This is a genomic window from Pseudomonas sp. RIT409 (assembly GCF_003052515.2).
In the GTDB taxonomy this organism is placed as follows: domain Bacteria; phylum Pseudomonadota; class Gammaproteobacteria; order Pseudomonadales; family Pseudomonadaceae; genus Aquipseudomonas.
In genome coordinates, this window is the sequence record NZ_QARE02000009.1 from 156,988 (window position 1) to 183,534 (window position 26,547).

A 26,547-nucleotide genomic window follows, 5' to 3' on the forward strand; every position below is an offset into this window, starting at 1 on the left:
GGCGACCCGTGGCAGGCGCAGACCTCATGAGCGTAGCAGCGCGCAGAGGATTCAGCCGCTTGGATACAGCTTTTCGGTCTAACGGTTCACTGTTTTAGCTCATTGCTGATGCCATGGGGCACATGGCCAGTGGCGACGACTTCGCGGGCCTTTTCGCAATGGCCAGGCTGGTCATCGAAAAATACATCGGCGGCGAAGGCTTCCAGGAAGGCGGACTTATCGAGCCCACCCAAAAACAACGACTCATCCAGTCGAATGTCCCATTCGCGCAGGGTGCGGATGACTCGCTCGTGGGCCGGCGCCGACCGCGCGGTCACCAGGGCGGTACGAATCGGGCAGGCCTCTTCGGAAAACTCACGCTGCAAGAGGTTCAAGGCCGCGAGAAACGGCTTGAACGGGCCGCCCGGCAGCGGCAGGCGCGCGGCCTCGCGTTCACTTGCCTGAAAAGCCTCAAGGCCACCCGACTGGTAGATACGTTCGGACTCATCGGAAAACAGCACTGCGTCGCCGTCGAACGCAATTCGCAGTTCGGCGCTGGCCGCGCGCCGGGCACCGCCGGACAGAATGGTCGCAGCGGCGAAGCCTGCGTCCAGCGCACTGCGCACATCGTCAGCGTGAGTGGAAAGGAACAGATGGCTGCCGAAGGCCGCCAGATAGGGGAAAGGACTGCGACCACCGACGAACGCCGCACGGGAAATGTCCAGCCCGTAGTGCTGAATCGAGTTGAACACCCGCAGGCCCGTGTCGGCGCTGTTGCGCGACACCAGCACCACTTCGACCCGAGACTGGCTCAGGCTGGTGTTGAGGCTCAACAGCTTCTCCACCAGCAAAAACGCATCCCCCGGCTCAAGCACCTCGTCTTCGTGATCGATCTGGTACTTGCGATAGGCGGCAACGCCGTCTGCCATGTAAATGGCGTGGCTTTCGCGCAGGTCGAACAGTGCGCGTGACGATATGGCCAGTACCAATTTGTTGCTGGCGGCTTTCAAAGTCAGGTCATTGGCCATCGGTAGGCTCCCGTTCGTACGCGCTAAGCCAGGCGCCCGGCCTCAGCCAAACGCCCGTCGATTGGCGGTGTCGAGGAAGGCCAGGCTTTGAAACAGCGCGCGGACCCTGGGCATGTCCTGCCCTGCGGCCAGCGCGGCCGCCAAGGGCCTGACGTAAATTGCGTCGAGCTCCAGCGGGCGCTTCTCGATAAAGTCGTGGTACATGCTGGGACGATAGTCCGGCATCTTTTCGGTCAACGTAAACAGCTGTTGCGCATACCCTTCCGGCAGCACATGACCACAGGCTTCGGCACCTTGGACGACTTCGGCCATCAGGGCCTGAATCAACTCACAGCTGTGAGGATCTGCCATCAGCGGTGTTGTGCTGGCGTTGAGCAGCACCGAGAGGCCGTTATAAGGAACGTTCCAGACCAGCTTTTGCCAGCGCGCTTTGTCGAGATTGTCCATCGCCACCGAATCGATGCCAGCCGCGTGGAACAATGCGGCGCCCTGCTCCACGAGGGATTGGCTCGCGGCAGTGTCGGTTGCCGGGCCGCTGTGGTAGCCGATATTCACCGCGCCCAAGGCCTGATGGGTGATTTGCCCAGGCCCTGTACGATGGACGCAAATGAAGCACAGACCACCCAGCAAATGCAGCGAATCGGGCAGCACGGCGCGCAGCGCCTCCTCCACGCCTAAACCGTTTTGCAGGTTCAACACCTTGGCACCCGGGGCGGCAGCGGCCACGATGGCAGGTCCGATGCTGTCGTTACCGGTGGTCTTGGCGCCCACCAACAACCAATCGCAGGGCGGCATGTCGGCTGCCGAAGCGTAGGCTTGAACGGCGTCAAGGCGCAGGGGGCCATGCACGTGGCTGTCTACGTTCAGGCCCCGTTGCGAGACGGCGTTGAACTCACTGCGCAGCAGAAAATGCACGTCATAGCCGGCGCGTGCGAGCATCAGGCCATAAAATCCGCCGATGGCACCGGTGCCGATAATGCCGATGCGCGGCTTTTCAGGGGTGTGGCTCATGGCTTCCTCATTCGACATTCAGGGTAGATCGTCCGGGACTCGGCTCAAAGCGTGGGTCAATCCCTGGCTGATCGCGCCCACCGACAGTTCGCTGCGCAGGGCACCGTGGAATTCGCCATCGCGGACCACGAACAGCGCAGGCAGGTGAAAAACACCATAGCGCTGCACCGCGCCGCCGTTTTCCTCGGCATCTATCCAGCACAACCGTTCGACCGGCAGCGCCAGCTCCGGCAACCGCTGGCGCGCCCATCGGCAGTTGGAACAGCCCACACTGGTAAAAATGAGCAACGACGTGCCCGGCAGCGCCAGCAGTTGCTGATCGACATCGAAGTCCGTCAGGTTCAGTTGATCCACGCCGCTCTCCCAAGGTCTGACGCACACTATATCCGCAAAACCCGCGGGCGTGAGCCCGCTGACGAACTGGCGGGCTGGTGGAGGGCGGCGGCATCGATGGGGCATTCACGTTCGCCACCTCACGCGCCTGCACCGTCCACCCGGCCCGGATCGCACATTTGCCCATTGTGGAAATAAGGGTTAACGCGCTAAGGTTCCGCTCCCCGCTGCCCTAACCCTGCCGCACGCCACGTCCCCTGGCGGTCGGCACCGTGACCTGATGAGTAACACGATGGCTGATTTACCAATCGACGACCTTAACGTCTCCTCCAACGAGACCCTGATCACTCCGGACCAGCTCAAGCGCGAAATTCCCCTCACCGCGGCCGCTCAGGCCACCGTGAGCAAGGGCCGCGAAGTGATCCGCAACATCCTCGATGGCAAGGACCACCGCCTGTTCATCGTGATCGGCCCTTGCTCGATCCACGACATCAAGGCTGCCCACGACTATGCCGATCGCCTGAAAGCCCTGTCTGCCGAACTGTCCGACACCCTCTATCTGGTCATGCGCGTCTACTTCGAGAAGCCGCGCACCACCGTGGGCTGGAAAGGGCTGATCAACGACCCGTATCTGGACGATTCCTTCAAGATTCAGGACGGTCTGCACATCGGTCGCCAGTTGTTGCTGGATCTGGCCGAGAAAGGCCTGCCGACCGCCACTGAAGCGCTGGACCCCATCTCTCCGCAGTACTTGCAGGACCTGATCAGTTGGTCGGCAATCGGTGCGCGCACGACCGAATCCCAGACTCACCGCGAAATGGCCTCTGGCCTATCCTCGGCGGTAGGTTTCAAAAACGGCACGGACGGTGGCTTGACCGTGGCGATCAACGCCTTGCAATCGGTCTCCAGTCCGCATCGTTTTCTGGGCATCAATCAGGAAGGCGGCGTGTCCATCGTGACCACCAAGGGCAACGCCTATGGCCACGTGGTGCTGCGCGGTGGCAACGGCAAGCCCAACTATGATTCGGTCAGTGTCGCCCTGTGCGAACAAGCGCTGGCAAAGGCAAAGGTCAAGCCGAATATCATGGTCGACGCCAGTCACGCCAACTCCAACAAGGACCCAGCCTTGCAGCCCCTGGTCATGGAAAACGTCGCCAACCAGATCCTGGAAGGCAACGAGTCGATCATTGGCCTGATGGTCGAGAGTCATTTGAAATGGGGTGCGCAGTCGATTCCCAAGGATCTGGCCGATCTGCAGTATGGCGTTTCGATCACAGACGCTTGCATCGACTGGGAAACCACCGAGAAGACGTTGCGCAGCATGTACGCCAAGCTCAAGGACGTGCTGCCCAAGCGCAAGCGCGGCTGACGGTCAAGGCTTCCGCCGTCAGCACCACGTCGACTGGATTTGCCGAGCGCAAGCTCTGTCACCCGGCGTACAAGCCATGAAAACAACAACGCCGAGCTTAGGCTCGGCGTTTTTCATTGCAGCAATCGATCAGATCCGGGCTGCCTGGCGCTGATGGCGCTCCATATAACGTTCGACATACGAGCACGACGGGATCACGGTGTAGCCATTGCTTTCGGCATAATCGAGGGCCACTTTGGTCAGCGCCGCCGCAATGCCTCGCCCCCGCAATGCATTGGGGACGAACGTACGATAGATGTCCAGGGTCTGCTTCCCCAGGTCCATGTACGTCAGGTAAGCACGGTGACCGTCGATATTGATTTCGAACTGGTGACCGGCCTCGTCATGGTGGATAGACAACGCCTCGCTCATCACTGCTCCTCGCGGGTCTTGGAATTGGACCCCTACCTTACCCATCTTTATTCGGCGAAGGAACCTCTGCGCCGCCCCGTGCCTGATTTGGACACGAGAAGGTTTCGCTTCTCCATCAAATGAGCACCTGCAAATAGTAGGCGCCATTCTCGCGTCTGCTCAAGTGAATCAACGGCAAATGCACTGCCGCACATCCGACGCACTGTGCGTGGAACCTGTCATTGCTGACGAATGTCCATTGAGACGCGAACGGCCCGGCGAAGTCACGTTAAATACTGCCGAACCAGCATGCCGGTCGAACTTCGTCTATAAACAGAAAAGCCGCGGGAGTTTGACCTCTGTCGGCTAGGCACTGAAAAGGACGTGGCCGACCTGTTGCCTGGTGTTGTCAACGTGCACTTCATGGGGCCTGCTTGCAACTCATTGGCAGACGTAGTGGCCTGAAAAGGCTGGTTTTTTTCGCAGAAAAAGCGTGAGGATTCGCACGGAACGCTTTCAAAGCAAAGAATTTTATGCGGTTCTTGCGCTTGGTCCGTTTACTTACTACAAACAATGAGTACTATGTACGCCGGTCATTTTCTCATTTTCGAGAGATGATTAACTTGAAAGAAGTCCTTTAAGGGGAACACGATGAACAACGTTCTGAAATTCTCTGCTCTGGCCCTGGCCGCCGTTCTGGCTACCGGTTGCAGCAGCGCCTCCAAAGAAACCGAAGCTCGTCTGACTGCTACCGAAGACGCTGCTGCTCGTGCACAAGCTCGCGCTGACGAAGCCTATCGCAAGGCTGATGAAGCACTGGCTGCTGCTCAGAAAGCTCAGCAAACTGCCGACGAAGCCAACGAGCGTGCACTGCGCATGCTGGACAAGGCTAGCCGCAAGTAATAATCCCTCGGGATTGTTGATAAAGCCGGTCCGGTTTCGGACCGGCTTTTTTATTGCCCGCGGCCTGGGCACTGTTTCCGGGCGATAAAAAACCCGCTCACCCTGCCCTATCCTCAGGCCCGGTGAACGGGTATTGGCGCGACCGACGTGATTACTGCAGCGTCATTTGCGTGGCATTGCTCGCCGGTGCAGGGGCGCCCGGTACAGCAATTTCCACCGGCATGCCGTCTTCGGCCGCCACCACATCACGCACTTCATCCCAGTTGATGCGCAGGCTGTTGGCCAGGTCTTCACGTTTGAGCAAGGCGTTGATCACCGCCGTGTGCTTGTCGACGACCGAGGGATTGCCGCTTTCGTCCAGTGGTGTGTGGGCTTCCAGGTACACCTTGCCACCACTGACCCCGAACTTGTAGGGCTCGTTGATGATCCGGACGGTGGTACCCACCGGCACCATGTCAGCCATTTCCAGCACGTTATTGTTGTACATGCGGAAGCAGCCGTGGCTGGTGCGCATGCCGATACCGAACTTCTTGTTGGAGCCGTGGATCAGGTAGCCCGGCACGCCCAGCCCGAATTTGAACGGCCCCAACGGGTTGTCCGGACCGGCTGGCACGACGTTGGGCAAGATGTCACCGTCGGCGGCGTGCTCGGCCTTGATCGATGCAGGTGGCGTCCAGGTCGGGTTCGGCGTCTTGGCGGTGACCTTGGTGGTTGACACTGGAGATCCCCAGCCCTCACGGCCGATGCCCAACGGGAAGGTGTACACCACGTTCCGGCCCTTGGGGTAGTAATAGAGACGGTACTCGGCGAGGTTGATGACGATCCCCTCGCGCGGGCCGGGTGGCAGGATGAAGCGGGTCGGCAGGATGATCTGGGTGCCGGCGCCCGGCAGCCAGGCATCGACGCCAGGGTTGGCCGCGATCATCTCCAGATAGCCCAGGTCGTAGCGGGTACCCAGGTCGGCGAAGGTGTCTTCGTATTTGGCGGTGACGGTCTGCACCTGGCCGATGATGTCTTCGCCCGGCGGCGGCAACGGAAATTCCAGGGCAGAAACAGGGCCGGCCGCACACAGTGCAGCGAGCGACAGACAGCGAGTGAAAGCTGAAATGCGCGACAACATCCGAGGGAATCCTTGGGTAAGCGAAGGCGTGAATGAGCGCGATTGTACACGCCTGCCAGCGCCTTCGGGAGTGGGCGCGACGGCTTAGGACCCGGCGTCGATCTCGGGCCAGATCGGGTGCATGCCGCGGCGCTGCGCGTCGATGATCGCGCGGCACAACGGGCACAACCGCTCATCCTGATAAATCGCCTGCTCCACGCCGGACCAACGCGGCTGAGCGGGCAGCAGCGTGCCGCATAGCGTACGGTCGGCGGAGCCCGCCAGTTCCAGTTGCCGGGCGACCAGATGCACACGCACTTCCTGACAGGCGAACAGGTCAAGCTGCTCGTCGGGTTCGATCAGTTGATAGGCAAAAAGGGACCAGGCGGGACGGCGGGGCATGGAGAGCTCCAAATCGGGGGCGCAACCTTAGCCGAAAGCCAGCATCCAGAAAAGGGCTGAAAGCCTTTAATTCAGATGGCTGGGAAGATTATTGCGGCGCGTGCGGCAGGGCCGTTCAAGGCCTGCCGCAAACCGCTGGCATCAATGATCACGAGCATCGCCACCGAAGGCTGATCCGCACCTACAGAAGTGGCTTGAGCTGCGGCCAGACGTTATCCAGCAGCCTGGGCTGCGCATTGGCTGCCGGGTGCAAGCCATCCGCTTGAGTCAGTTCAGGAACGCCGCCCACGCCCTCGAGCATGAATGGCACCAGCGCCACCTTCTTCTCGGTCGCCAGGTGGGTGTATACCGCCTTGAACGCCTCGGTGTAGCGCGCGCCGTAATTGGGCGGAATCTGCATGCCCAATAACAGTACCTTGGCCCCGGCCGCCTGGGCGCTGTCGATCATCGACGCAAGATTTTGTTGCAATTGGGCAGGCGGTTGTCCGCGAAGCCCGTCATTACCACCCAGTTCGAGCACCACCAATTCCGGTTTGTGTGCTGCAAGCAGCGCAGGCAGACGCGCGAGGCCGCCCGCACTGGTGTCGCCGCTGACCGAGGCGTTGACCACTTTGTGGGCATAACCCTGCTCCGCCAAGCGCTTTTCCAGCAGGCTGACCCAACCCAGGCGGGTATCCAGGCCGAAAGCCGCGCTGATACTATCCCCCACGATCAACACCGTGCCTGCCATGGCTCCTTGAGACAACAGCAGCAACCCCAGGCCAGCACTTAATAACCACGCACGCATCGGACTCTCCATGAGCGAAAGTATTCTCAGTGCCCGGGCCCTCAGCAAAGTGGTCCCCAGCACCGAAGGTGACTTGACCATCCTGCACGAACTCTCGATAGAACTGAACAAGGGCGACACACTGGCCATCGTCGGCGCGTCCGGCTCAGGGAAGTCCACGCTGCTGGGCCTGCTGGCCGGGCTGGACCTGCCCAGTGCGGGCTCGGTGACACTGGCAGGGCGCAATTTGAGTGAGCTCGATGAAGATCAGCGCGCCCGCGTCCGCGCCGAACATGTGGGTTTCGTGTTTCAGTCCTTTCAGTTGCTCGACAGCCTGAACGCCTTGGAGAACGTCATGCTGCCCATGGAACTGGAAGGCCGCAGAGACGCGCGTGACCAGGCCCGTCACCTGCTCGAACGGGTGGGGCTGGGCAAACGTCTGACCCACACGCCAAAGCAACTGTCCGGCGGCGAACAGCAACGCGTGGCCATTGCCCGGGCGTTCGCGGCCGAGCCCGACGTCCTGTTTGCCGACGAGCCCACCGGCAACCTTGACAGCCACACCGGCGAACGCATCAGCGACCTGCTCTTCGAATTGAATCAAGAGCGCAACACGACGCTGGTGCTGGTCACCCATGATGAGCGTCTGGCCCACCGCTGCCGTCGCCTGATCCGTCTTGAAGGGGGACGTCTGGTCGCCCCTATGGAGCCCTGATGGCCCGCCTGCCGTTCATGCGTCTGCTCAGCCTCGCCACCCGCCAGTTGCTGCGCGATGCCCGCGCCGGCGAGTTGCGCGTGCTGTTCTTTGCCTTGGTAGTGGCCGTCGCCGCCAGCACGGCCATCGGTTATTTCGGCGCGCGGTTGAACAGCGCCATGCTGCTGCGCGCCACCGAATTCCTCGGCGCGGACCTGATCCTGAGCGGTTCGACTCCAGCCAGCCCGGAACAGATTCAAGCAGGGACTTCACTCAAGCTCGACCACTCCCAGACGGTGGTCTTTTCCAGCGTGGTTGCCACGGACAACGGCATCCAGTTGGCCAGCGTCAAGGCGGTCGATGACGCCTACCCCTTGCGCGGGGAACTCAAGAGCGCCGCAGCTCCCTATGGGGCGGAAACCACCGGTGGCGAACCCGGGCCCGGAGAAGCCTGGGCTGAACCGCGTATCCTCGTCGCACTGAACCTTCAGGTGGGCGATCAGGTCGACGTGGGCTCGACCACCTTGAAGCTGACCCGCGTCCTGACTTATGAACCCGATCGGGCGGGCAATTTCTACAGCCTGACGCCGCGGGTGATGATCAACCTCGCGGACCTGGCCGCCACGAAGGTCGTACAGCCGGGAAGTCGCGTGTCATTCCGCGACCTCTGGCGCGGTAGCCCCGAAAGCCTGGCCGCCTATCGCAAAGCCGTCGAACCCGGGTTGGCGCCCAATCAGAAGGTCGACGACGCACGCGATGGCAACCAGCAGATCGGCGGGGCACTGGGCAAAGCCGAACGCTACCTGAATATGGCCAGCCTCGTCGCGGTGTTGCTCGCCGGGGTGGCGGTGGCCTTGTCGGCGGCGCGGTTCGCGGTGCGGCGCTTCGATGCCAGCGCATTGCTGCGCTGCCTGGGCCTGTCACGCAAGGAAGCGCTGGTGCTGTTCAGTCTGCAATTGATGATGCTCGGTGTAACCGCCAGCATGATCGGCGCCCTCCTCGGCTGGTTCGCACAATTGGGCCTGTTCTATCTGCTCCAGGACCTGCTGCCTGCTGCCGTGCCACCGGGCGGCTGGTTACCTGCAGTGGCGGGCGTAGGCACCGGGCTGGTGGCATTGGCCGGTTTTGCCTTGCCACCGCTGGCGGCGTTGGGCCGCATACCGCCGCTGCGCGTGTTGCGCCGTGACATGCTGCCGGTGCCCGCCAGCACCTGGCTGGTCTACGGGGCGGCACTGCTGGCGCTCGGGCTGATCATGTGGCGCCTGAGCCTCGATCTGGTGCTGACATTCGCGCTGCTCGGTGGCGGTCTGATCGCCGCGCTGGTCCTTGGCGGCTTGCTTTTGCTGGCGCTGCGCAGCCTGCGTCGCCTGCTGGCAGGTGCCTCGCTGCCTTGGCGCCTGGGCCTGGGCCAATTGTTGCGCCATCCGCTGGCGGCGGCCGGTCAGTCCTTAGCATTCGGCCTGATTCTTCTGTCCATGGGGCTGATCGCCCTGCTGCGCGGCGAATTGCTCGACACCTGGCAGAACCAGTTGCCCAAGGACGCGCCGAACTACTTCGCGCTGAACATACTGCCCGCCGAGCGCGATCACTTCGCCGAGCGCATGGGCCAGTTGTCGACCCACACTGCGCCGCTGTACCCCATGATTCCCGGGCGGTTGATGAGTATCAACGCGGAGCCGGTCAGCAAGTTCGTCACCAAGGACTCCCGGGGCGAGAACGCCACCCAGCGGGATCTGAACCTGACCTGGTCCGCTCACCTTCCCGAGGGCAATACCGTCACCGAAGGCCAGTGGTGGGGCGACCCACTCCCCGCCGGGCAGCGCCTTCCCGGCGTGTCGGTGGAAAGCCAGCTGGCGAAGAGCCTGAACATGAAACTGGGTGACACCTTGAGTTTCGTGATCGGCGGCGCGACGTACGATGTCACCGTGACAAGCCTGAGGGACATCAACTGGGACACGTTCCAGCCGAACTTTTTCGTGATCTTCCAGCCAGGCAGCCTGAAAGATGTGCCAACCACCTACCTCACCAGTTTCTACCTGCCGCCCGGCCATGATCAGCAAATCGTCGAGTTGTCCCGAGCCTTCCCGGCAGTGACGATCCTTCAGGTGGAGGCCTTGCTGGCACAACTGCGCAGCATCCTCGATCAAGTGACCCTTGCGGTTCAATACGTGCTGTTGTTCGTGCTGGCCGCGGGTCTGGCGGTGCTGTTCTCCGGTTTGCAGGCCACGCTGGACGAGCGCATCCGGCAAGGGGGCCTGCTGAGGGCGCTTGGCGCCAACCGCAGGTTGCTGACGCAAGCACGCCGGATCGAGTTCGGCCTGCTGGGCGCGGTCAGTGGACTCTTGGCTGCGCTGGGGTGTGAGTTGGTGAGCCTTGTCCTGTACCGTTATGCCTTCAATCTGGAATGGTCGCCCCACCCCTGGCTATTGCTGCTGCCGCTGATCGGCGCGGCGTTAGTCGGTGCAGCGGGGGTGTTCGGCACACGCAGGGCACTGAATGCGAGCCCGTTGACCGTGTTGCGCGAAGGCTAGATGGGTGTGGCCGAAAGCGCTGCTGTCGGCCACGTTTCAACCCGCGACCCGGTAGTCGATCTTCGTCACCCACCAGACCTTTTCCCCGGCGGGCACCCGCACGGTCACCTCGTCGCCGACTTCCTTCTTGAGCAGCGCGCGGGCCATGGGCGAATCGATGGAGATGTAATCCATGCGCCCGTAGATCTCGTCGTAACCGACAATCCTGAAGCGCTTGGTCTCGCCCTCTTCGTCTTCGACTTCTACCCAGGCACCGAAAAACACTCGACCTTCCTGTTCCGGTGAGTAAGCCACCACGCGCATATCTTCCAGACGTTTGCGCAAGTACCGAATACGGCGGTCGATTTCCCGAAGCAGTTTCTTGTTGTACTGATAGTCGGCATTTTCACTGCGATCGCCCAGGGAAGCCGCCCAGGCAACCTTCTGGGTGATGTCCGGCCGGTGCTCGCGCCAGAGATAATCCAGCTCTTTTTTCAGCGTTTCATGGCCTTCGGTGGTGATGATTTTGGTGCTGGTCTCTGACATTCACTGTGTCCAAACGGTCATCGGGGAGGTGAGTCGAGGCCGTGTTCGACCTTGATGGCCCCGGCGACGAGGCCATCAGGGTCATCGGCGTCACTGGCCGGGTCAGACCGGCTCGCGGGCAAAGGCGGCAGCTGCCTGGTATTGCGCCTCGCTAGGGGTCACCCCGGTGTACAGGATGAACTGTTCGAGCGCTTGTATCGCCGCAACCTGATCACCGGTGATCACCCGCTTTCCGAACCTTTGCGCTTGCAGAACGAAGGGCGTGAGCGCAGGCGTAGCCACTGCATCGAACGCGGTGTCCGCTGCCTCGATCGCTTCAGCCTCGAACGCCAGCACTTGCGCCTGGTCCCCCGCCATGCCCAAAGGGGTCACGTTCACCAGCAGCGGCGGACGCTCCGCACCCAACTCGGGCTGCCATTCGAAACCGCAGGTGCGCGCCAGCGCCCTGCCTGCCACCTCGTTGCGCGCGACGATCAAGCCATCCGTAAAACCGGCATCGCGCAACGCACAGGCCACCGCCTTGGCCATTCCACCGCTACCCCGCAAGGCAAAACGGGTGCGTGGCACCGCGTGGGTTTCCACCAATTGCGCCACGGCGATGTAGTCGGTGTTGTATGCCTTGAGGTGACCGTCCGTGTTGACGATGGTGTTGATCGAGTCGATGGCCGCTGCGGACGGGTCCATTTCATCGACCAGTGCAATGCAAGCTTCCTTGAAAGGCATCGACACACCACAACCGCGAATGCCGAGGGAGCGCATTCCCGCAATGGCCGCCGAAAGATCGCTAGGTGAAAAGGCTTTGTAGTAGAAATTCAGCCCCAGTTGTTGATACAGGTGGTTATGAAAGCGCACACCGAAGTTGCCGGGGCGGCCCGCCAGCGACATGCATAGGCGGGTCTCTTTACTGGCTGTCACGAACATGAAATCTCCCGAACGGTATTAGGTCGCCTCACAGGAAAAGCGTAGAATTCAGGCGCTTGCGGTTGTAAGCGCGAGCAACGTGATCAATAAGGCTTTTCGAATACCTTACACAAAATTTACGCAACGGCTCTCGCAGATTTTTGGAATTCGTTGTCTGATCAGTTATCCCGTGGCAGTGCCTGAGCGTAACGCAGGCCCGCGACAACGGGACTGAACACCGAGGAACAGTCATGATTCGTCACATCCCCAAGGTTGCCTTGTTGTTAGGTGCCCTCGCCCTCGCTGGCCAGGCTGAAGCCCATGGCGGCGGTCCAGGCTGGGGTGGAGCAGCAGTGATCGGCGCGGTGGTCGGCGGCGTCGTCGGCGCGGCCGTGGCGTCCGGCCCTACGTATGTGGCACCGGCACCGGTGTATGCGGCGCCAGCGCCGGTGTATTACGCACCGCCACCGCCACCACCGGTGTACGTACAGCCAGCCTATGTCGTTGAACGCCCGGTCATCTATGGGCCCCGCTACTATGGCCCGCCCCGCTATTATGGCCCGCCACCCGGTTACTACCATGGCTACCATGGCGGCGGCCGCTGGTGACAGCCCGGCTGATACCGTTCAACGAAAAAACCCCGCTCGCCAAAGCGGGGTTTTTCTTTGTGTGCAGCCCATCACGCGCGGGCATCGCTTGAGCCCACCGTTCGCCAAAATGCGCAAGCCCGCACACGCCTGCCTTCTTCGTGTGCAGATTCTTGACCCCCTGCACCATCAATGACGACTATCGAAAGCAGTGATTTCTACGCGAAGTCATCGGGCCTTAAAGTAGCCCCCATAGATGGATGGAGGCACTTATGACCAAGGTTCAAATCATGTCAGTCGTCGGCAGCGCCGTTCCCGCGTCGCTTCGTGAGCGCGGTCTGTTGGCTTGCTGGTACCTCATGCAGAACGGTGAGCCGGTCAGCGGTCCTCTCTCCTCGTTGCCAGCGGCCAAGGCCCTCTCTCGGCAATTGGAGGATCGTCAGCTCAACAGCTGATTCCGTCACCGCTCATCCCTGGAATCGTGCGTTGCTCCGCACTTCCCTTTAGCCCGCATCCCCTGACGCGGGCTTTTTTTTGCGTGACGAAATCGAGGTCAGACGCGCTCGGCCATGGTCGCGTTGATCTGGCAGCGATGGGCCAGTTTCTGCAGGCGCTTCTCCAAGGCGTTCAATACCACTCGGTCGGACCGCCCGCTTTCCAGTTCCTCGATCAGGTCATTGGCGACCAACCGCAACTCGTGGGCGATGACCACGCGGTCGTCGTTCTGATCCAGCTTGTGCGACTCGAACAGCCGGTGCAGGTAATCGTCCAGCCCCCGCTGCAGGCGGTGACGGTCGGCCGCGCGCAGGTGCACCAGATTGACGGTGATTTTCGCCAGCAGCTCGTTGAGTTCACCGCACAGATACTGCATGCGGCGCGCGTAGCCGGTTTCCCGGTCGCGCACCTGCTTTTGCTGGAACGCCAATTCCTGGCGCCTCTGAATTGCCGGTATCGCGATGGCCATTATCAGCCCGACGATCAGGCCGATCGCTTGAATCCAGCCGGCCCAGTCCGAAGGCCGGGCAAACAGGCCGACAACGAGCAAGAGCCCTGCAACGACCGCCGCAGCGAACACCACCGAGGCGTAGTCTTTGCTGATAAACCCTTTGGGCATTGCACAACTCCTAGGTCACTTCGAATGAGGGGGGTCAGTGGCGTCGAATGCTAATCGGTGCATGAGCGCAGTGCCATTGTTATCAGCACTCCAACCGGCAAATACACCCTTTTTGCTGCGTTAACCTGAACGGATGCCATACGAGCGGCTTTTAATATCAAAACGTCCTATCCAGCCCATCGACATCTTCAGAAACATGCTCCTAAAATGCGCCCATCTTGTTGTCGTGCTTAGAAAAAGTCGACCGTTCTTTCCGTATCTTCATTTAGTGAGCGTTGCTCTTGAACATTCGCACCTCCCTCATCAGCCTGTTTTTTGCTTTTACAGGTGCGGCACTGTCCACCGGTGCCCTTGCGAACGAACCCGCTGCTTTCAATCGTGACCCGGCCAATCTTCACCTGGCCTCTGGCAGCGCCATGATCACCGACCTGCAAACCGGCCAGGTCCTGTATTCCAGTAACCCGGATGTCATCGTGCCGATTGCCTCGGTGACCAAGCTGATGACTGCCATGGTCACCCTCGATGCCAAGCTGCCCATGGACGAGATGATCAAGGTGGACATCTCCCAAACCGCCGAAATGAAAGGCGTCTTTTCGCGGGTCAAGCTGGGCAGCGAGCTGAATCGCCGCGACATGCTGTTGATCACCCTCATGTCGTCGGAGAACCGCGCCGCAGCGAGTCTGGCTCACAGTTACCCGGGCGGGTACCCGGCGTTCATCAAGGCCATGAACGCCAAGGCCAAGGCGCTGGGCATGAGTCACACCGTGTACATGGAGCCCACCGGCCTGTCGGTGTACAACGTCTCGACAGCGCGGGACCTGACCAAGCTGGCGCTGGCGGCGCGCAACTACCCGCTGCTGCGCGAGCTGAGCACCACGCAGGAACGGACGGTTACTTTCCGCAAACCCACGTACAGCCTCGGGTTCAGCAATACCGACCACCTGGTGCGCAAATCCAACTGGGACATCAAGCTGACCAAGACCGGCTTTACCAACCAGGCCGGGCATTGCCTGGTGCTGTTGACCAGCATGGCCAATCGTCAGGTCTCGGTGGTGATTCTGGACGCCTTCGGCAAGTACACCCACTTCGCCGATGCCAGCCGCATGCGGTTGTGGATGGAAACCGGCAAGAGCGGTCCGGCGCCGGAAGTCGCGTTGCAGTACAAGAAGGAAAAGAACCTGGTGATGAAGCAGAAAGGCCTGCAGGCATCGGACTGACCTCGCGCGGGTCGTCCCTGGCCGTTCTCCTGGAAGGCCAGCGCCTTTTCTGACAACAGTTTCATCCGCGCCATCCAGCAGAACCCCCGTGACCCGCTAAGCTTGCAACGTCAATGCTCGTTTCAGACAGGCTCGGGGGAGTTCAATCATGGTCGTCAAGTGGATAGTGGCTGCGCTGCATTTACTGGCCTTCGGCTTTGCATTGGCGGCGGTACTGGCTCGTGGCCGCGCCTTGCGGCGGTTGCGCAAGGACGACCCCCGCTCGTTTCGCGACGTGTTCGTGGTCGATAACATCTGGGGCGTTTCGGCGGGGATTCTGCTCATCACCGGCGCCTTTCGAGCGTTTGGCGGGCTGGAGAAAGGCTCTTTCTACTACCTGCATCAACCGCTGTTCCACCTCAAGATGACCGCGTTCGTGGCGATCCTGGCGCTGGAAGTCGTCCCGATGTTCGCGCTCATCAAATGGCGCATCGCATTCAAGAAACAACAGCCTGTCGACACCTCCCTGTCCCGTCGTTTCGCGCGGATCAGCCACATGGAGGCGGCGTTGATGGTGATCATCGTCATCGCCGCGACCGGCATGGCACGGGGCATCCTGCTGAGCTGATCGCTTCGCCGCGCGCCGTGCCGCCCGCCCCTGGGTGGGCCGCATCGACGAAGCAAACGGCAGACTCACATCACCCAAAGCACCATCAACGTCACATTCGCCCCTGAGATCAGGCCAAACAGGCTCCAGGCCAGCGCCTTGGTCAACCGGCTGTTGGCAAACGGGCCCATGAGCTGTTTGTCGCTGGTGAAACGAATCAATGGCCACAGGGCGAATGGCAGTTGCAGGCTGAGCACCACTTGACTCAAGACCAGCATTTTGCCGACCGCGCCATCGCCAAACCAGATCACCCCCACCAACGCCGGGATCAATGCTAGGGCGCGGGTGATCAAGCGACGCTGCCAGCAAGGAATCTTGGCCTTGAGAAACCCTTCCAGCACCACCTGACCGGCGATGGTCCCGGTGAAGGTCGAGCTCTGCCCCGCCGCCAACAGTGCAATGCCGAATAACACGCTGGCCAGCGCGCCGCCCACCAGAGGGTCGAGCAGGTGGTACGCATCCTGGATTTCCACCACATCCGCATGCCCGGTGCCATGAAAGGCCGCCGCAGCCAGAATCAGGATCGCGGCGTTGATGACGAGCGCCATGCTCAGCGAAGCAATGGTGTCGATGCGCGCAAAACGAATCGCGCTGGCCTTGCTCTCCCGTGAGGCGCCATTGACGCGGGTCTGGACCACCGAAGAATGCAAGTACAGGTTATGCGGCATGACCGTCGCGCCGAGGATACCGATGGCAATGTACAGCGGCTCCTGCTGGCTGAGCACATCCCACGACGGCTTGAGGCCTGCCGCCACGTCCGGCCAGAAAGGTTTGATCAGCACCAGCTCGACGAAGAAGCAGGTAGCGATGGTCGCGATCAGGCCCAGCACGATGGCCTCCAGGCGGCGGAAGTTGGCCCCCTGCAAGGCGAGCACAATGACGGTGTCAAAGGCGGTCAACGCAACCCCGGTGGTGATCGAGACGCCCAGTAACAAGTGAAAGGCCAGTGCGGCACCGAGCACTTCAGCCAGGTCCGTGGCCAGGATCGACAATTCCGCCAATACCCATTGACCCATGCCGACGCGGCGGCTGTAACGTTCGGCAGACAATTGCGCGAGGTCGCGGCCTGTGGCGATGCCCAGGCGCGAGCAGAGGTTTTGCAGCACCATGCCTGACAGGCTCGCCAGCACCACCACGAACAGCAAGGCGTAGCCGAACCGCGAGCCGGCCTCGATGGCGGTGGCCCAGTTGCCCGGATCCATATAGCCGATAGAAACCAACAGGCCGGGACCGACAAACAGCATCAGTTTGCGAAGGAGCGAGGCGTTAGGCGGGATCGCGACGCTGTCGGTCACGGCGGAGGGGCAGAACGGCGCGGTGGCCGTGGTCGGGAGTCTGTATTTCACGGGGATCCGAAGGCTGGTTGCGAACAGCCTTGAAGCTTAATCGCAAGGAAATATTTTGTCTTGAATCTCGTCAAAAGCTCTAACATGCCCCGTCCCACGCAACGGAAAAATAATAATGGCCTCGCTTTCCCCCGCAACCGACATGCCCCGCGACGGAATCGATCCGATCCGCGCCGCGCACATTTCTGCCCGTATTGACCGCCTGCCGGCCGTGGCCACGATCTGGAAACTGGTGGCGCTGCTTTCGATTGGCGGATTCTTCGAGCTATACGACCTGTTCCAGACCGCCTACATCAGCCCCGGGCTGGTTCGTGACGGACTGTTCGCCACCGGCGCACAGGGCGTGTTCGGCTTTTCCGACCAGGCCGCCTTCGCCTCGGCGACATTCCTGGGCCTGTTTCTGGGGGCCAGCCTGTTGAGTCCGATCGCCGATCGCTTCGGGCGCCGGGCCATCTTCACGTTCGCGCTGATCGGGTACACCGTAGCCACCGTGCTGATGGGCCTGCAAACCTCAGCGCTGGGCATCATCTGCATGCGCTTCGTGGTGGGGATCGGGCTGGGTATCGAGTTGGTGACCATCGATGCCTACCTCTCAGAGCTCGTGCCCAAGCGGATGCGCAGTTCGGCATTCGCTTTCGCATTCTTCGTGCAGTTTCTCTCCGTGCCGTCGGTGGCACTCATGTCCTGGTGGCTGGTCCCACAGGATCCGTTCGGCATTGCCGGTTGGCGCTGGGTGGTGATCGCCAGTGCGGTGTTCGCGCTGTTCATCTGGTGGCTGCGCTCACGACTCCCCGAATCTCCACGCTGGCTTGCCCAACAGGGACGTTTCGCCGAAGCCGAAGCGATCATGGACAGTCTGGAAAGCCGTTGCTTGAGCGACCACGGCAAGCCATTGGACCCGCCCGAAACCCACGACGTGGCCGTCGAAGGCAAAGGCCGTTTCGCTGACATCTGGCAACCGCCCTATCGACGCCGTGCGTTGATGCTCATCGTATTCCACGTATTTCAGGCCATCGGTTTTTTTGGTTTCGGCAACTGGTTGCCCGCGCTGCTATCCGGCCAGGGCGTCAGCGTCACCCATAGCCTGGCCTACGCGTTCATCATCACCCTCGCCTACCCGCTGGGGCCGCTGTTGTTCGTGAAGTTCGCCAACCGTTTTGAGAACAAATGGCAGATTGTCGGGTCGGCCTTGGGCGCGATGATCTTCGGCACGCTGTTCGCGCAACAAAGCAGTGCGGTTGGCCTGATCGTCTGCGGGGTGATGATCACCTTTTGCAACGCCTGGCTCAGCTTCAGCTACCACTCGTATCAGAGCGAACTGTTCCCCACCAACATCCGTGCGCGGGCGGTGGGGTTCTGCTATTCGTTCAGCCGCCTGTCCACGGTGTTCAGCAGCCTGCTGATCGGCCTGTTTCTGGACCACTTCGGCACGCCCGGCGTGCTGACCTTCATCGTCATCAGCATGTTGATCGTGATGATCACCATCGGTGGATTTGGTCCGAAGACGCGCAATCTGGCGCTGGAAGACATCGCGCATCGGTAATGCAGCGAGGTGGCGGCCAGCGAAGGTCCGCCACCTGCGGTCAGCGGCCTTCGGCAGTTCGAACGTGCAGTGTCGAATGCCGCTAGCGGATCCCCAACCGCCTGGCCAGACGACTGAGATTGGCCCGGTCCAGTTTCAGCTCGCGCGCCACGTCCGCCCATTTACCCTGGTGTCGGCTGAGGGCTTCGATGATCAGACGTTTTTGAAAATCATCGACGGTCTGTTTCAGGCCCTCGCCCGGTGTGGGCACGGCGTCGGGGCCAAGGGGTGCAGCGACGCCTGGTACGAAGGGTGCTGGGTCTTGCTCCAGCCCCAGGTGATGGGCTTCCAGGGTCAGAATCTTCGGCCGCTCCCTGTGGACCGACAGCGCTTTGAGCACGGCTCGGCTGATGAGGTGTTCCAGTTCACGCACGTTCCCCGGCCATGGATGCCCCAGCAACGCTTTCTGTGCGTCCGATCCCATGCGCAGGCTGCGCAACCCCATGCGGGCACGGTTCTCTTCGAGGAAATACCCCGCCAGCAACACCACGTCCTTGCCGCGCTCCCGTAACGGAGGAACCACCAACGGGTAGACGCTCAGTCGATGGTAGAGGTCTGCACGGAAACGCCCGGCCCGCACCTCTTCGGCCAAGTCGCGGTTGGTGGCTGCGATGATCCGCACATCCACCCGGTGTTCCTGGTCCGAGCCGACCCGTTGCAACTGACCGCTCTGCAGCACCCGCAGCAGCTTCGATTGCACCGGCAACGGCAGCTCGCCGACTTCGTCGAGAAACAACGTGCCACCATCGGCCAGCTCGAATTTGCCGCTGCGCCCACTGACGGCGCCGGAAAAAGCACCTTTGACGTGACCGAACAATTCGCTTTCCACCAGCAACTCAGGCAATGCCGCGCAGTTGAGGCTGATCAACGCCTTGTGCCCGCGGGGCGAATGCAGATGGATCGCTTCGGCCACCAACTCCTTGCCTACCCCCGTCTCACCCGTAATCAACACCGTCAGCGGGCTGTTGCCTACCCACTCGATTTCTTGCTGCAAACGCCGGTGTACCGCACTTTGACCGATCAGCTCGCGCGGCCCGCGTGCTCCCGCCGCACGCTTGTAGACCTCCGCCAATTGCCGCTGATCTTCAAAGCTGCGCGCCAAATGGTCGATCCGCTCGCTGGCCATGACCGTGGCTGCCGCCAGGCTGGCGAACGCCTGCAGATTGCCCAGATCGACGTCGCCAAAGCGCGATGGATCGAGCGAATCGAGGGTCATCACGCCCCACAGTGTGCCTTGCACGTACAGCGGACAGCCCAGGCAATCATGCACTTCGAGATCGCCGTGCACGCCGTCTACCAAGCCGTCATAGGGATCGGGCAACTCGCAATCGGTGGAAAAACGGGTCGGCTCGGGGTGCTGCACGATGCGGTCCAACCGAGGGTGCTCACCGAGCCTGAAGCGGCGCCCGAGGGTGTCCGGACTCAAGCCTTCGACCGCCAACGGCACCAGCACGTCGCCTTCGAGCCTGAGCAACGCGACTGCATCGCAGGGCAGCCATTGGCGCAGGGACCGCAAGAGTCGTCGATAGCGCTCTTCGTCGGAAAGCTCGCGAGTGAGGTCAGCCACCACCGGTACCAGGGCCAGTAATAAAGGATGAGTCATGACCGCTCCGGTTGAGAAATGTGGTCATTATGACCGCATCGCCGAGATAAACGACAGCCCGAGCGTCAAAGAACCCCTGTACAAAAAGGGGCATGTCAATTTTCAGTGAGCAATACCCCGCCAAATAATGAGCGGTCCAGCGTTTCAATAATGATACGCCGCACTGTCTTGGGCGTTTTGTGGAACGTCTTCAACTTCTGGCGCCAAGCGGTCGTCAAGAATGACCGGCATGTTTAATTTAAATGAAGTGGTGAAAATTTTATTTTGTTTATAGTCGGATGGTCCCCGAAAGGAGCATCCGACATGGCAAGAATTCAGGGAAGAGTTCTCGAGACATTCCCCCCCTTGGTCGTCGATCTGGATGGCACGCTATTGCGTTCGGATCTGCTGATGGAAACTGCGATGGCCTTCGTCAGAAGCCAGCCGACGCAGGCGTTCCAGATGCTGCGCTGGTTGTTCAAGGGCAAAGCGGCACTCAAGGAAGCGCTGGCGCAGGCAACCGAAATAGACGTGTCGGTGTTGCCCTACGATTCGCACATCATCGAGATGATTCAGGCCGAGAAAGCCAGCGGCCGGATGATCGTGCTGGCCACTGCCAGCCATGTCAGTCTGGCCGAGCGCATTGCCGAACATTTGCAGTTATTCGATCTGGTGTTGGCGTCCAATGCCAACCGTAACTTGTCCGGCAATAATAAGCGCGATCTGTTAGTTGCCCACTTTGGCGAAGGGGGTTTCGACTATATCGGCAACTCCAAAGATGACTTGCCGATCTGGAAAGTGTCTCGCCAGGCGTATGTGGTCAATCCGGATTCGGGTGTGGAATCCCGGGTCAAAGCCATGCATCAGGTTCAGCCCACCGTCCGCACCAACGCCTCCGGTGTTCGCGATTGGCGCAAGGCCCTGCGGCTTCACCAGTGGCTGAAAAACACGCTGATCTTCGTCCCGCTGCTCGCCTCTCACCGGTTCGTGCAGCTGGATCTGCTGCGTGATGGCGTCTTCGCTTTCTTTTGCTTCGGGCTGTGCGCATCCAGTGTCTACATCCTCAACGACCTGCTGGACCTCTGCGATGACCGCCACCACAAAAGCAAATGCCATCGCCCCTTCGCCAGCGGTCGCCTGTCGATCAAGTCCGGGCTGATTCTGGTCCCTACCCTGCTGCTGACGGCCTTCGGTGTCGCCCTGGCGCTCTTGCCCTGGCAATTCTCGGCCGTCATGGCCGCGTACTACGGGCTGACGCTCGCCTATTCGTTGCAGCTCAAACGGCTGATGGCCTGGGACGTGATTGCCCTGGCCATGCTCTACACCGCCCGGATCATCGCCGGTGTCGCGGCGTTCAACCTGACGTTGACCTTCTGGATTCTGGCCTTCTCGATGTTCATCTTCCTGAGCCTGGCGATGGTCAAGCGCTACGCCGAACTGCGTGATGCGCGAGCCCGCGAAGTGAACACCTTTGCCCGGGGCCGTGGCTATTACCCGGGCGATCTAGACATGATCGCTTCATTGGGCGCCTCCTCGGGCTATCTGGCGGTCATGGTATTGGCGCTGTACATCCAAGACGCCAAGACCACTGCTTTGTACGTGACCCCCCACGTGATCTGGTTGGCCTGCCCCCTGTTGCTGTTCTGGGTCACCCGCGTATGGATGCTGACCCATCGCGGACAGATGAACGAGGACCCGGTGGTGTTCGCCATCCGTGACCGTACCAGCCAATTGATCGGCGCGATTTTCCTCCTCATGTTCTGGATCGCCGCATGAGCGCGCCGCTGTATTCCTGGGGGCGGTTTCCGCGCACACCCCAGCGTGGCCACGGTTGCGTATGGCTCGACGAGCTGCCCGGCCACCTGGACAAGGTGATCGAGGCGCACCGCAGCAGCCTGCCGTACGGCAACGGCCGCAGCTACGGCGACAGTTGCCTGGCGACCAGCAATCAAGTGCTGCACATGCGCTCGCTGGATCGCCTGATCGACGCCGACTGGGACGATGGCGTGCTGACGGTCGAGGCCGGTGTCACGCTGGCCGAGGTGCTGACAGTGAGCATCCCCCGGGGCTGGTTCCTGCCGGTCACGCCCGGCACCCAGTTCGCCACCGTCGGCGGCGCCATCGCCAATGACGTCCACGGCAAAAACCACCATGTGCGCGGCACGTTCGGGCGCCATGTGCGCAGCTTCGGCCTGCTGCGCCCCGGCCAACCCGGCATCACCTGCTCGCCCGACGCGAATGCCTCGCTGTTCTCGGCGAGCATTGGGGGGCTCGGTCTGACCGGGATCATCCATTGGGCACAGCTACAACTGATGCCGATCCGCGCCAGCCAGATCGACACCACGACCGTACGCTTCGCCAACCTGGCGGAGTTCTTCGCGTTGTCTGATGAACTGGATGAGCAGCACGAGTACAGCGTGGCGTGGGTCGATTGCCTGGCCAAGGGCGCCGATACCGGCCGTGGGGTGTTCATCGTGGGCGATCACGCGCCCTACGGATCGCTCGATGTGGGGCGCCGGACGAAGCTGAGCGTACCGCTCACGCCCCCAGTGTCGTTGATCAACAGCGTCTCATTGGGCGTGTTCAACACCCTGTATTGGCGCCTGCATCCGAGTCAACGCAGGCTGGGGCGCAGCGATTATGAGCCGTTTTTCTACCCGCTCGACCGCGTGCTGCACTGGAACCGCATTTACGGTCGTCGAGGCTTTCAGCAATACCAGTGCGTGATCCCGACCGCCAACGCCGAGGCGGCAATGGCTGAGTTGCTGCGGGCCATCGCCCATGCCGGCCAGGGTTCGTTTCTGGCGGTGCTCAAGCGCTGTGGCGATGTTCGCTCGCCGGGCCTGTTGTCGTTTCCGATGCCTGGCACCTCTCTGGCGCTGGACTTTCCGCACAGCGAGCAGTTGGAGAACGTTTTATTTCCCCGACTGGACGCCATCGTTCGCGCTGCGGGCGGCCGCTTGTACCCGGCCAAGGATGCCCACATGAGCGGCGCCGACTTTCGCCAGGCCTACCCCGCCTGGGAGCGACTGGAAGCGCTGCGCGATCCTTCCCTGATGTCCCGTTTCTGGAGCCGCGTGCTGTCATGACCCTTCCCACCGCAAAGAAAATCCTCATCATCGGTGCGACCTCGGCCATTGCCACGGCCTGTGCCCGTCTCTGGGCGAGCCAGGGCAGCGATTTCTTTCTCGTTGCGCGCAACGTCGACAAACTTCAACAGACCGCCGCCGACCTCAAGGCGCGCGGAGCGAAAAACGTAACGCTGCACGAAATGGACGCCACCGACATCGACGCCCATCCATTGATGCTCAGCCGTGGACTGACGGCCCTGGGCCAGATCGACATCGCTCTGATTGCCCATGGCACCCTGCCTGACCAGAAAGCCTGCGAACGAGACGTACAGCTGGCCATGCGCGAATTCGCCAACAACGGTACCTCTGTCATCGCCCTACTGACGATCCTCGCACAACAGTTCGAAACTCAACGTTGCGGCAGCCTGGCGATCATTTCGTCAGTGGCGGCGGACCGAGGACGCCCTTCGAATTACCTCTACGGCAGCGCGAAGGCGGCCGTCTCCACCTATTGCGAAGGCCTGCAAGCGCGTCTGTTCAAGGTGGGCGTTCACGTCACCACCATCAAGCCAGGGTTTGTCGACACGCCCATGACCCAGGGCCTGTCGCTGCCAGCCGCGCTGCTGGCGCAACCGGCCCAGGTGGCTCAGCGCATCGTCAACGGCATCGCGCAGAAGGCACCGACGTTATACGCACCCGGCTTCTGGGCACTGATCATGCTGATCATCCGCTCGATACCGCAACCGGTGTTCAAGAGGCTGAACCTGTGAATGCCGCGTCGACCGATGCCGTGCGGCTGTCCGGCTGGCGTTACCGCGCGGTGATGCTCTCGGTGGTGGGCTCGGCGCTGGGCTATCTCGGTTTTTCGCTCTGGGGCGGATGGCAGGCGGTCGGCGCAGCGGTGGCTGAGGTCGGGCTGGTGGGTATCGTCATCGCGCTGCTCATGTCGTCAGTCAACTACGGCCTGCGGTTTTTACGCTGGCAGGCGTACCTGAACGTATTGGGCCATCCGATACCGTGGCGCCCGAGCCTGAGGATCTATCTGGCGGGTTTTGCGCTGACGACCACCCCTGGGAAGGCCGGTGAGGCCCTGCGCGGCGTACTGCTCAAACGTTGGGGCGTGCCTTATCCGCAAAGCTTCGCGGCGTTCTTCAGCGAACGGCTGTCGGACCTGTTCGCCGTGGTCCTGCTGACGTTGTTCGGCCTGACGCTGTACCCCGAAGCAATGCCAGTGATCGTAGTGGGCTTGGGTCTGGTACTCACCGGGCTGCTGGTCTTGTCGCAGCGCCGCCTGATGCAACGGCTGATGAACGCCGTGCCCGGTGAGGGTGGCAAATTGATCGGACTGCTGCGTCACCTGCTGCAAGTGCTGATTCATGCCCAACACTGCCATCGGCTGCGCCTGATGCTGGGGCTGACGCTGCTCAGCGTGGTGGCCTGGAGTGCCGAGGCGCTGGCCTTCGATTGGATTCTCGGCTGGATGGGCGCCGACATCCCGCTGCCGTTCGCGGTCTTCGTTTACGCCCTGGCGATGCTCGCGGGCGCGATCAGCTTCATGCCCGGCGGGCTCGGCGGCGCGGAGGCCGTGATGGTCGGGCTGCTGGTGTGGAAAGGCATGAACAGCGCCGACGCTGTCGCCGCCACGGTGCTGATTCGCCTGGCCACGCTGTGGTTCGCGGTGGCCATCGGCGCCTTGATGCTGCTGCGGCTCAAGGGTGAAAACGCGCCCGAGCCGCACCCCATTCAACAACCTTGACCTACGGACAAAACACGGACTGGAGTGCATTTCATGGTGGCAGCTGTTGGTAATCGCCCCTCGACATCAATTCCCCTGCTGCTGGTGATAGGGGCCATCATTGCAAGCTTTCTTGCATCCAGCGGACCCGTCCAGTGGATGGACAATGGCATGTTTCTCGCGGACGCCGCGCAGGGTCAGTATTTCAGCCAAACCCTCACGCCGCTGGACCATCCGCTGTACCTGTTCGTCACCACCGCCTTGTTCGACGGCTTCGGTCCGCACGTGTTGAGCTTCATGAATTCACTGCTGCTGATCCCCTTGGCCTGGGCGATCTTCCGCCTGGCCCGTGGTGTGGGCGCCACCACGACCCAGGCACTGCTGGCGATTGCCGCGGCGGTGCTGAGCCATTGCGTGTTCTGGGTGTCGACCAAGGCGGAAGTCTACCTGCTGCACACGCTGCTGGTGACCCTGGCCTATATGGTGCAGTTCAATGACAAGCCCCGCCTCGGGGCGACCCCTGCGCTGTTGCTGATCGGGCTGCTGACCGGGCTGGCGGCGGCCATTCACCAACTGACCTTCATCGTGCTGTTCCCGCTTTACGTGCAACTGCTGTGGCAGCACAAAACGCGCACTTTGCTGACGCTGCCCGGCTTCGTTCTGGGGTTCGCGGTCGCGTTCCCCAGCATCCGCAACGAGCTGCAGACGGGCATGAGCCTGATCGACATCGGCCACCGCTACCTGATCGGCATTCCTGACAAAACCAGCGAGCAGAGCTGGCAAGGCGCGTTGTTCCGTTTCGACGACATGTGGCACGAAAAGAATTCCGTAGGGCTGCTGCTGTTATCGCTGATCGGCCCGCAATTGGCCGGCCTGGTGCTGTTCCCTAAAACACCGGCATTGAGGGTGCTGTGGTGCGCGGCCATGATGAATTTCATCTTCGCGGTGTCCTACAACGTCACTGACCGCTTCACCTTCTTTCTCCCAGGCGCGGTCTTACTGAGCATCCTGGGCGTCATCCAGCTGTACGCCCTGCTGCCACGCAAGGTGGCGGGGCTGGTCATGGCCTCTCCGCTTGCCGCTCCGGTCGCGATCCTGGCGGTGTACGCGGTTTATGCCAGCGGCGCGATCCAATTGCCCGTTCACAAGGAGACGTTGCCATTTCGCGACGACATTCACTACTTCATGACGCCCTATCTGAATGACCGCTCTGCCGAACAGTTCGTCCGCAGTTATGAAGCGTCCACCCCCGAGGGCTCGCTCATCATCGGCGACTGGACCCCCAACGGCGCCCTGCGCTCGGCCCAGGCCAGTGGCCTGCTCAAGGGCAGAACCTTCGAGCTGTGCGAAGAAGTGCAAGACATCGACCACTACCTCAACGGGCCTGGCGCCTACCTGGCACGCACGAGTTATTGCGACGTGATCGGCCAACGCTTTGCGCTGGAGACATTGCCGGTGGGGTACGAGTTGAGGGTCAAATAGGCCAGTGCGCCTGGCCTCAGCGCCTGGCGGGCGCGTTCAAGCCTTTTCCAGCGCGCCTTCCTTATGCATCGCCAAGTGCCCGGTCTTGTCGCTCTTGACCTCATATTGGGGGTCATCCTTTGAGGCTTTGCGCTGACGCCCCATGAATTCCACGTCGTGGGTGACGACGCGGGTCACCACGCCTTTCACATGCCCGGCCTCCGAGTTCCAGCGGACGTGGTCGCCTTTTTTGAATTTATGCGTCATGGGTTTCTC

Annotated in this window: 27 protein-coding genes; 14 read left to right on the forward strand and 13 right to left on the reverse strand. The window is 61.4% G+C overall.

Translation table 11 applies throughout. From position 1 onward, the window contains the following. Nucleotides 1-86 precede the first annotated feature (86 nt). Genes DBP26_RS13725 through DBP26_RS13735 form a run of 3 tightly spaced genes read right to left on the reverse strand, consistent with a single transcriptional unit; the run spans nucleotide 87 to nucleotide 2,372 of the window. Entirely contained in the window at nucleotides 87-1,007 is a 921-nt protein-coding gene (locus DBP26_RS13725) for a 5'-nucleotidase (RefSeq protein ID WP_108238025.1), read from the reverse strand. Between the two features lie 42 nt (nucleotides 1,008-1,049). Then, a complete protein-coding gene (locus DBP26_RS13730) occupies nucleotides 1,050-2,018 on the reverse strand; it encodes a putative 2-dehydropantoate 2-reductase (RefSeq protein WP_108238024.1) in 969 nt (322 codons plus the stop codon). An 18-nt stretch (nucleotides 2,019-2,036) separates the two neighbouring features. Then, nucleotides 2,037-2,372: a thioredoxin family protein gene (locus DBP26_RS13735; protein WP_108238023.1), complete on the reverse strand. Its 336-nt coding sequence runs from the start codon at nucleotides 2,370-2,372 to the stop codon at nucleotides 2,037-2,039. A 271-nt stretch (nucleotides 2,373-2,643) separates the two neighbouring features. Here DBP26_RS13735 and DBP26_RS13740 point away from each other — a divergent pair, with 271 nt between their 5' ends. Continuing rightward, a complete protein-coding gene (locus DBP26_RS13740; protein WP_177411053.1) occupies nucleotides 2,644-3,720 on the forward strand; it encodes a 3-deoxy-7-phosphoheptulonate synthase in 1,077 nt (358 codons plus the stop codon). A gap of 129 nt (nucleotides 3,721-3,849) precedes the next feature. Here DBP26_RS13740 and DBP26_RS13745 read toward each other — a convergent pair whose 3' ends face one another. Next, the gene (locus DBP26_RS13745) at nucleotides 3,850-4,131 is read right to left on the reverse strand and encodes a GNAT family N-acetyltransferase (protein ID WP_177411054.1); all 282 of its coding nucleotides are present in this window, start codon (nucleotides 4,129-4,131) and stop codon (nucleotides 3,850-3,852) included. Between the two features lie 630 nt (nucleotides 4,132-4,761). Here DBP26_RS13745 and oprI point away from each other — a divergent pair. Beyond that, the gene (gene oprI, locus DBP26_RS13750) at nucleotides 4,762-5,013 is read left to right on the forward strand and encodes an outer membrane lipoprotei OprI (protein WP_025113130.1); all 252 of its coding nucleotides are present in this window, start codon (nucleotides 4,762-4,764) and stop codon (nucleotides 5,011-5,013) included. Nucleotides 5,014-5,164: 151 nt separating this feature from the next. Here oprI and DBP26_RS13755 read toward each other — a convergent pair whose 3' ends face one another. From DBP26_RS13755 to DBP26_RS13765, 3 genes are all read right to left on the reverse strand, one after another. Further along, nucleotides 5,165-6,133, reverse strand: coding sequence for a L,D-transpeptidase family protein (locus tag DBP26_RS13755; RefSeq protein ID WP_108238020.1), 969 nt, complete (start codon nucleotides 6,131-6,133; stop codon nucleotides 5,165-5,167). Between the two features lie 84 nt (nucleotides 6,134-6,217). After that, a complete protein-coding gene (locus DBP26_RS13760) occupies nucleotides 6,218-6,514 on the reverse strand; it encodes a hypothetical protein (protein WP_108238019.1) in 297 nt (98 codons plus the stop codon). 181 nt (nucleotides 6,515-6,695) lie between these two features. After that, the gene (locus DBP26_RS13765; protein WP_108238018.1) at nucleotides 6,696-7,301 is read right to left on the reverse strand and encodes an arylesterase; all 606 of its coding nucleotides are present in this window, start codon (nucleotides 7,299-7,301) and stop codon (nucleotides 6,696-6,698) included. 10 nt (nucleotides 7,302-7,311) lie between these two features. On the opposite strand from DBP26_RS13765, the gene DBP26_RS13770 reads away from it, so the two are divergent. Then, entirely contained in the window at nucleotides 7,312-7,995 is a 684-nt protein-coding gene (locus DBP26_RS13770; RefSeq protein ID WP_108238017.1) for an ABC transporter ATP-binding protein, read from the forward strand. Further along, the gene (locus DBP26_RS13775; protein ID WP_108238016.1) at nucleotides 7,995-10,505 is read left to right on the forward strand and encodes an ABC transporter permease; all 2,511 of its coding nucleotides are present in this window, start codon (nucleotides 7,995-7,997) and stop codon (nucleotides 10,503-10,505) included. The genes DBP26_RS13770 and DBP26_RS13775 overlap by 1 nt, the downstream gene beginning before the upstream one ends. Before the next feature lie 36 nt (nucleotides 10,506-10,541). On the opposite strand, the gene greB is transcribed toward DBP26_RS13775, so the two are convergent. Together greB and DBP26_RS13785 are read right to left on the reverse strand one after the other, a co-directional pair. Continuing rightward, nucleotides 10,542-11,030 carry a transcription elongation factor GreB gene (gene greB / locus DBP26_RS13780; RefSeq protein ID WP_108238015.1) on the reverse strand — a complete coding sequence of 163 codons (489 nt, stop codon included), beginning with the start codon at nucleotides 11,028-11,030 and terminating at the stop codon, nucleotides 10,542-10,544. A gap of 102 nt (nucleotides 11,031-11,132) precedes the next feature. Beyond that, nucleotides 11,133-11,951 carry a shikimate 5-dehydrogenase gene (locus DBP26_RS13785; RefSeq protein WP_108238014.1) on the reverse strand — a complete coding sequence of 273 codons (819 nt, stop codon included), beginning with the start codon at nucleotides 11,949-11,951 and terminating at the stop codon, nucleotides 11,133-11,135. A 230-nt stretch (nucleotides 11,952-12,181) separates the two neighbouring features. On the opposite strand from DBP26_RS13785, the gene DBP26_RS13790 reads away from it, so the two are divergent. Both DBP26_RS13790 and DBP26_RS13795 read left to right on the forward strand, forming a co-directional pair. Beyond that, the gene (locus DBP26_RS13790; protein WP_108238013.1) at nucleotides 12,182-12,538 is read left to right on the forward strand and encodes a hypothetical protein; all 357 of its coding nucleotides are present in this window, start codon (nucleotides 12,182-12,184) and stop codon (nucleotides 12,536-12,538) included. 251 nt (nucleotides 12,539-12,789) lie between these two features. Further along, complete coding sequence (locus DBP26_RS13795; protein WP_108238012.1) at nucleotides 12,790-12,972, forward strand: hypothetical protein; 183 nt, start codon at nucleotides 12,790-12,792, stop codon at nucleotides 12,970-12,972. 98 nt (nucleotides 12,973-13,070) lie between these two features. Here the strand turns inward: DBP26_RS13795 and DBP26_RS13800 are convergent, their stop codons facing one another. Further along, nucleotides 13,071-13,631, reverse strand: coding sequence for a hypothetical protein (locus DBP26_RS13800; RefSeq protein ID WP_108238011.1), 561 nt, complete (start codon nucleotides 13,629-13,631; stop codon nucleotides 13,071-13,073). A 275-nt stretch (nucleotides 13,632-13,906) separates the two neighbouring features. Here DBP26_RS13800 and pbpG point away from each other — a divergent pair, with 275 nt between their 5' ends. Together pbpG and DBP26_RS13810 are read left to right on the forward strand one after the other, a co-directional pair. Next, nucleotides 13,907-14,848 (forward strand): D-alanyl-D-alanine endopeptidase, encoded by a 942-nt coding sequence (gene pbpG / locus DBP26_RS13805; RefSeq protein WP_108238010.1) that lies wholly within the window; start codon nucleotides 13,907-13,909, stop codon nucleotides 14,846-14,848. A gap of 148 nt (nucleotides 14,849-14,996) precedes the next feature. Continuing rightward, complete coding sequence (locus DBP26_RS13810) at nucleotides 14,997-15,455, forward strand: DUF2214 family protein (protein ID WP_108238009.1); 459 nt, start codon at nucleotides 14,997-14,999, stop codon at nucleotides 15,453-15,455. 65 nt (nucleotides 15,456-15,520) lie between these two features. On the opposite strand, the gene DBP26_RS13815 is transcribed toward DBP26_RS13810, so the two are convergent. After that, nucleotides 15,521-16,840, reverse strand: coding sequence for an Nramp family divalent metal transporter (locus DBP26_RS13815; protein ID WP_108238008.1), 1,320 nt, complete (start codon nucleotides 16,838-16,840; stop codon nucleotides 15,521-15,523). Nucleotides 16,841-16,955: 115 nt separating this feature from the next. Here DBP26_RS13815 and DBP26_RS13820 point away from each other — a divergent pair, with 115 nt between their 5' ends. Further along, complete coding sequence (locus tag DBP26_RS13820) at nucleotides 16,956-18,383, forward strand: MFS transporter (RefSeq protein ID WP_108238007.1); 1,428 nt, start codon at nucleotides 16,956-16,958, stop codon at nucleotides 18,381-18,383. 82 nt (nucleotides 18,384-18,465) lie between these two features. On the opposite strand, the gene norR is transcribed toward DBP26_RS13820, so the two are convergent. Then, nucleotides 18,466-20,025: a nitric oxide reductase transcriptional regulator NorR gene (gene norR / locus DBP26_RS13825; RefSeq protein WP_108238006.1), complete on the reverse strand. Its 1,560-nt coding sequence runs from the start codon at nucleotides 20,023-20,025 to the stop codon at nucleotides 18,466-18,468. A gap of 303 nt (nucleotides 20,026-20,328) precedes the next feature. Here norR and DBP26_RS13830 point away from each other — a divergent pair, with 303 nt between their 5' ends. From DBP26_RS13830 to DBP26_RS13850, 5 genes are read left to right on the forward strand one after another with little or no spacing between them, the layout of a single operon-like run. Then, nucleotides 20,329-21,780 (forward strand): UbiA family prenyltransferase, encoded by a 1,452-nt coding sequence (locus DBP26_RS13830; RefSeq protein ID WP_108238005.1) that lies wholly within the window; start codon nucleotides 20,329-20,331, stop codon nucleotides 21,778-21,780. Further along, nucleotides 21,777-23,093, forward strand: a complete 1,317-nt coding sequence (locus DBP26_RS13835; protein WP_108238004.1) for an FAD-binding oxidoreductase — start codon at nucleotides 21,777-21,779, stop codon at nucleotides 23,091-23,093. Before DBP26_RS13830 ends, DBP26_RS13835 begins: the two co-directional genes overlap by 4 nt. Beyond that, nucleotides 23,090-23,845 carry an SDR family oxidoreductase gene (locus tag DBP26_RS13840; RefSeq protein WP_108238003.1) on the forward strand — a complete coding sequence of 252 codons (756 nt, stop codon included), beginning with the start codon at nucleotides 23,090-23,092 and terminating at the stop codon, nucleotides 23,843-23,845. The genes DBP26_RS13835 and DBP26_RS13840 overlap by 4 nt, the downstream gene beginning before the upstream one ends. A 53-nt stretch (nucleotides 23,846-23,898) precedes the next feature. After that, a complete protein-coding gene (locus DBP26_RS13845; protein WP_108238149.1) occupies nucleotides 23,899-24,831 on the forward strand; it encodes a lysylphosphatidylglycerol synthase transmembrane domain-containing protein in 933 nt (310 codons plus the stop codon). A gap of 33 nt (nucleotides 24,832-24,864) precedes the next feature. After that, entirely contained in the window at nucleotides 24,865-26,292 is a 1,428-nt protein-coding gene (locus DBP26_RS13850) for a DUF2723 domain-containing protein (RefSeq protein ID WP_108238002.1), read from the forward strand. Between the two features lie 36 nt (nucleotides 26,293-26,328). Here the strand turns inward: DBP26_RS13850 and DBP26_RS13855 are convergent, their stop codons facing one another. Continuing rightward, nucleotides 26,329-26,538 (reverse strand): DUF2945 domain-containing protein, encoded by a 210-nt coding sequence (locus DBP26_RS13855; RefSeq protein ID WP_108238001.1) that lies wholly within the window; start codon nucleotides 26,536-26,538, stop codon nucleotides 26,329-26,331. Between the last annotated feature and the right edge of the window lie 9 nt (nucleotides 26,539-26,547).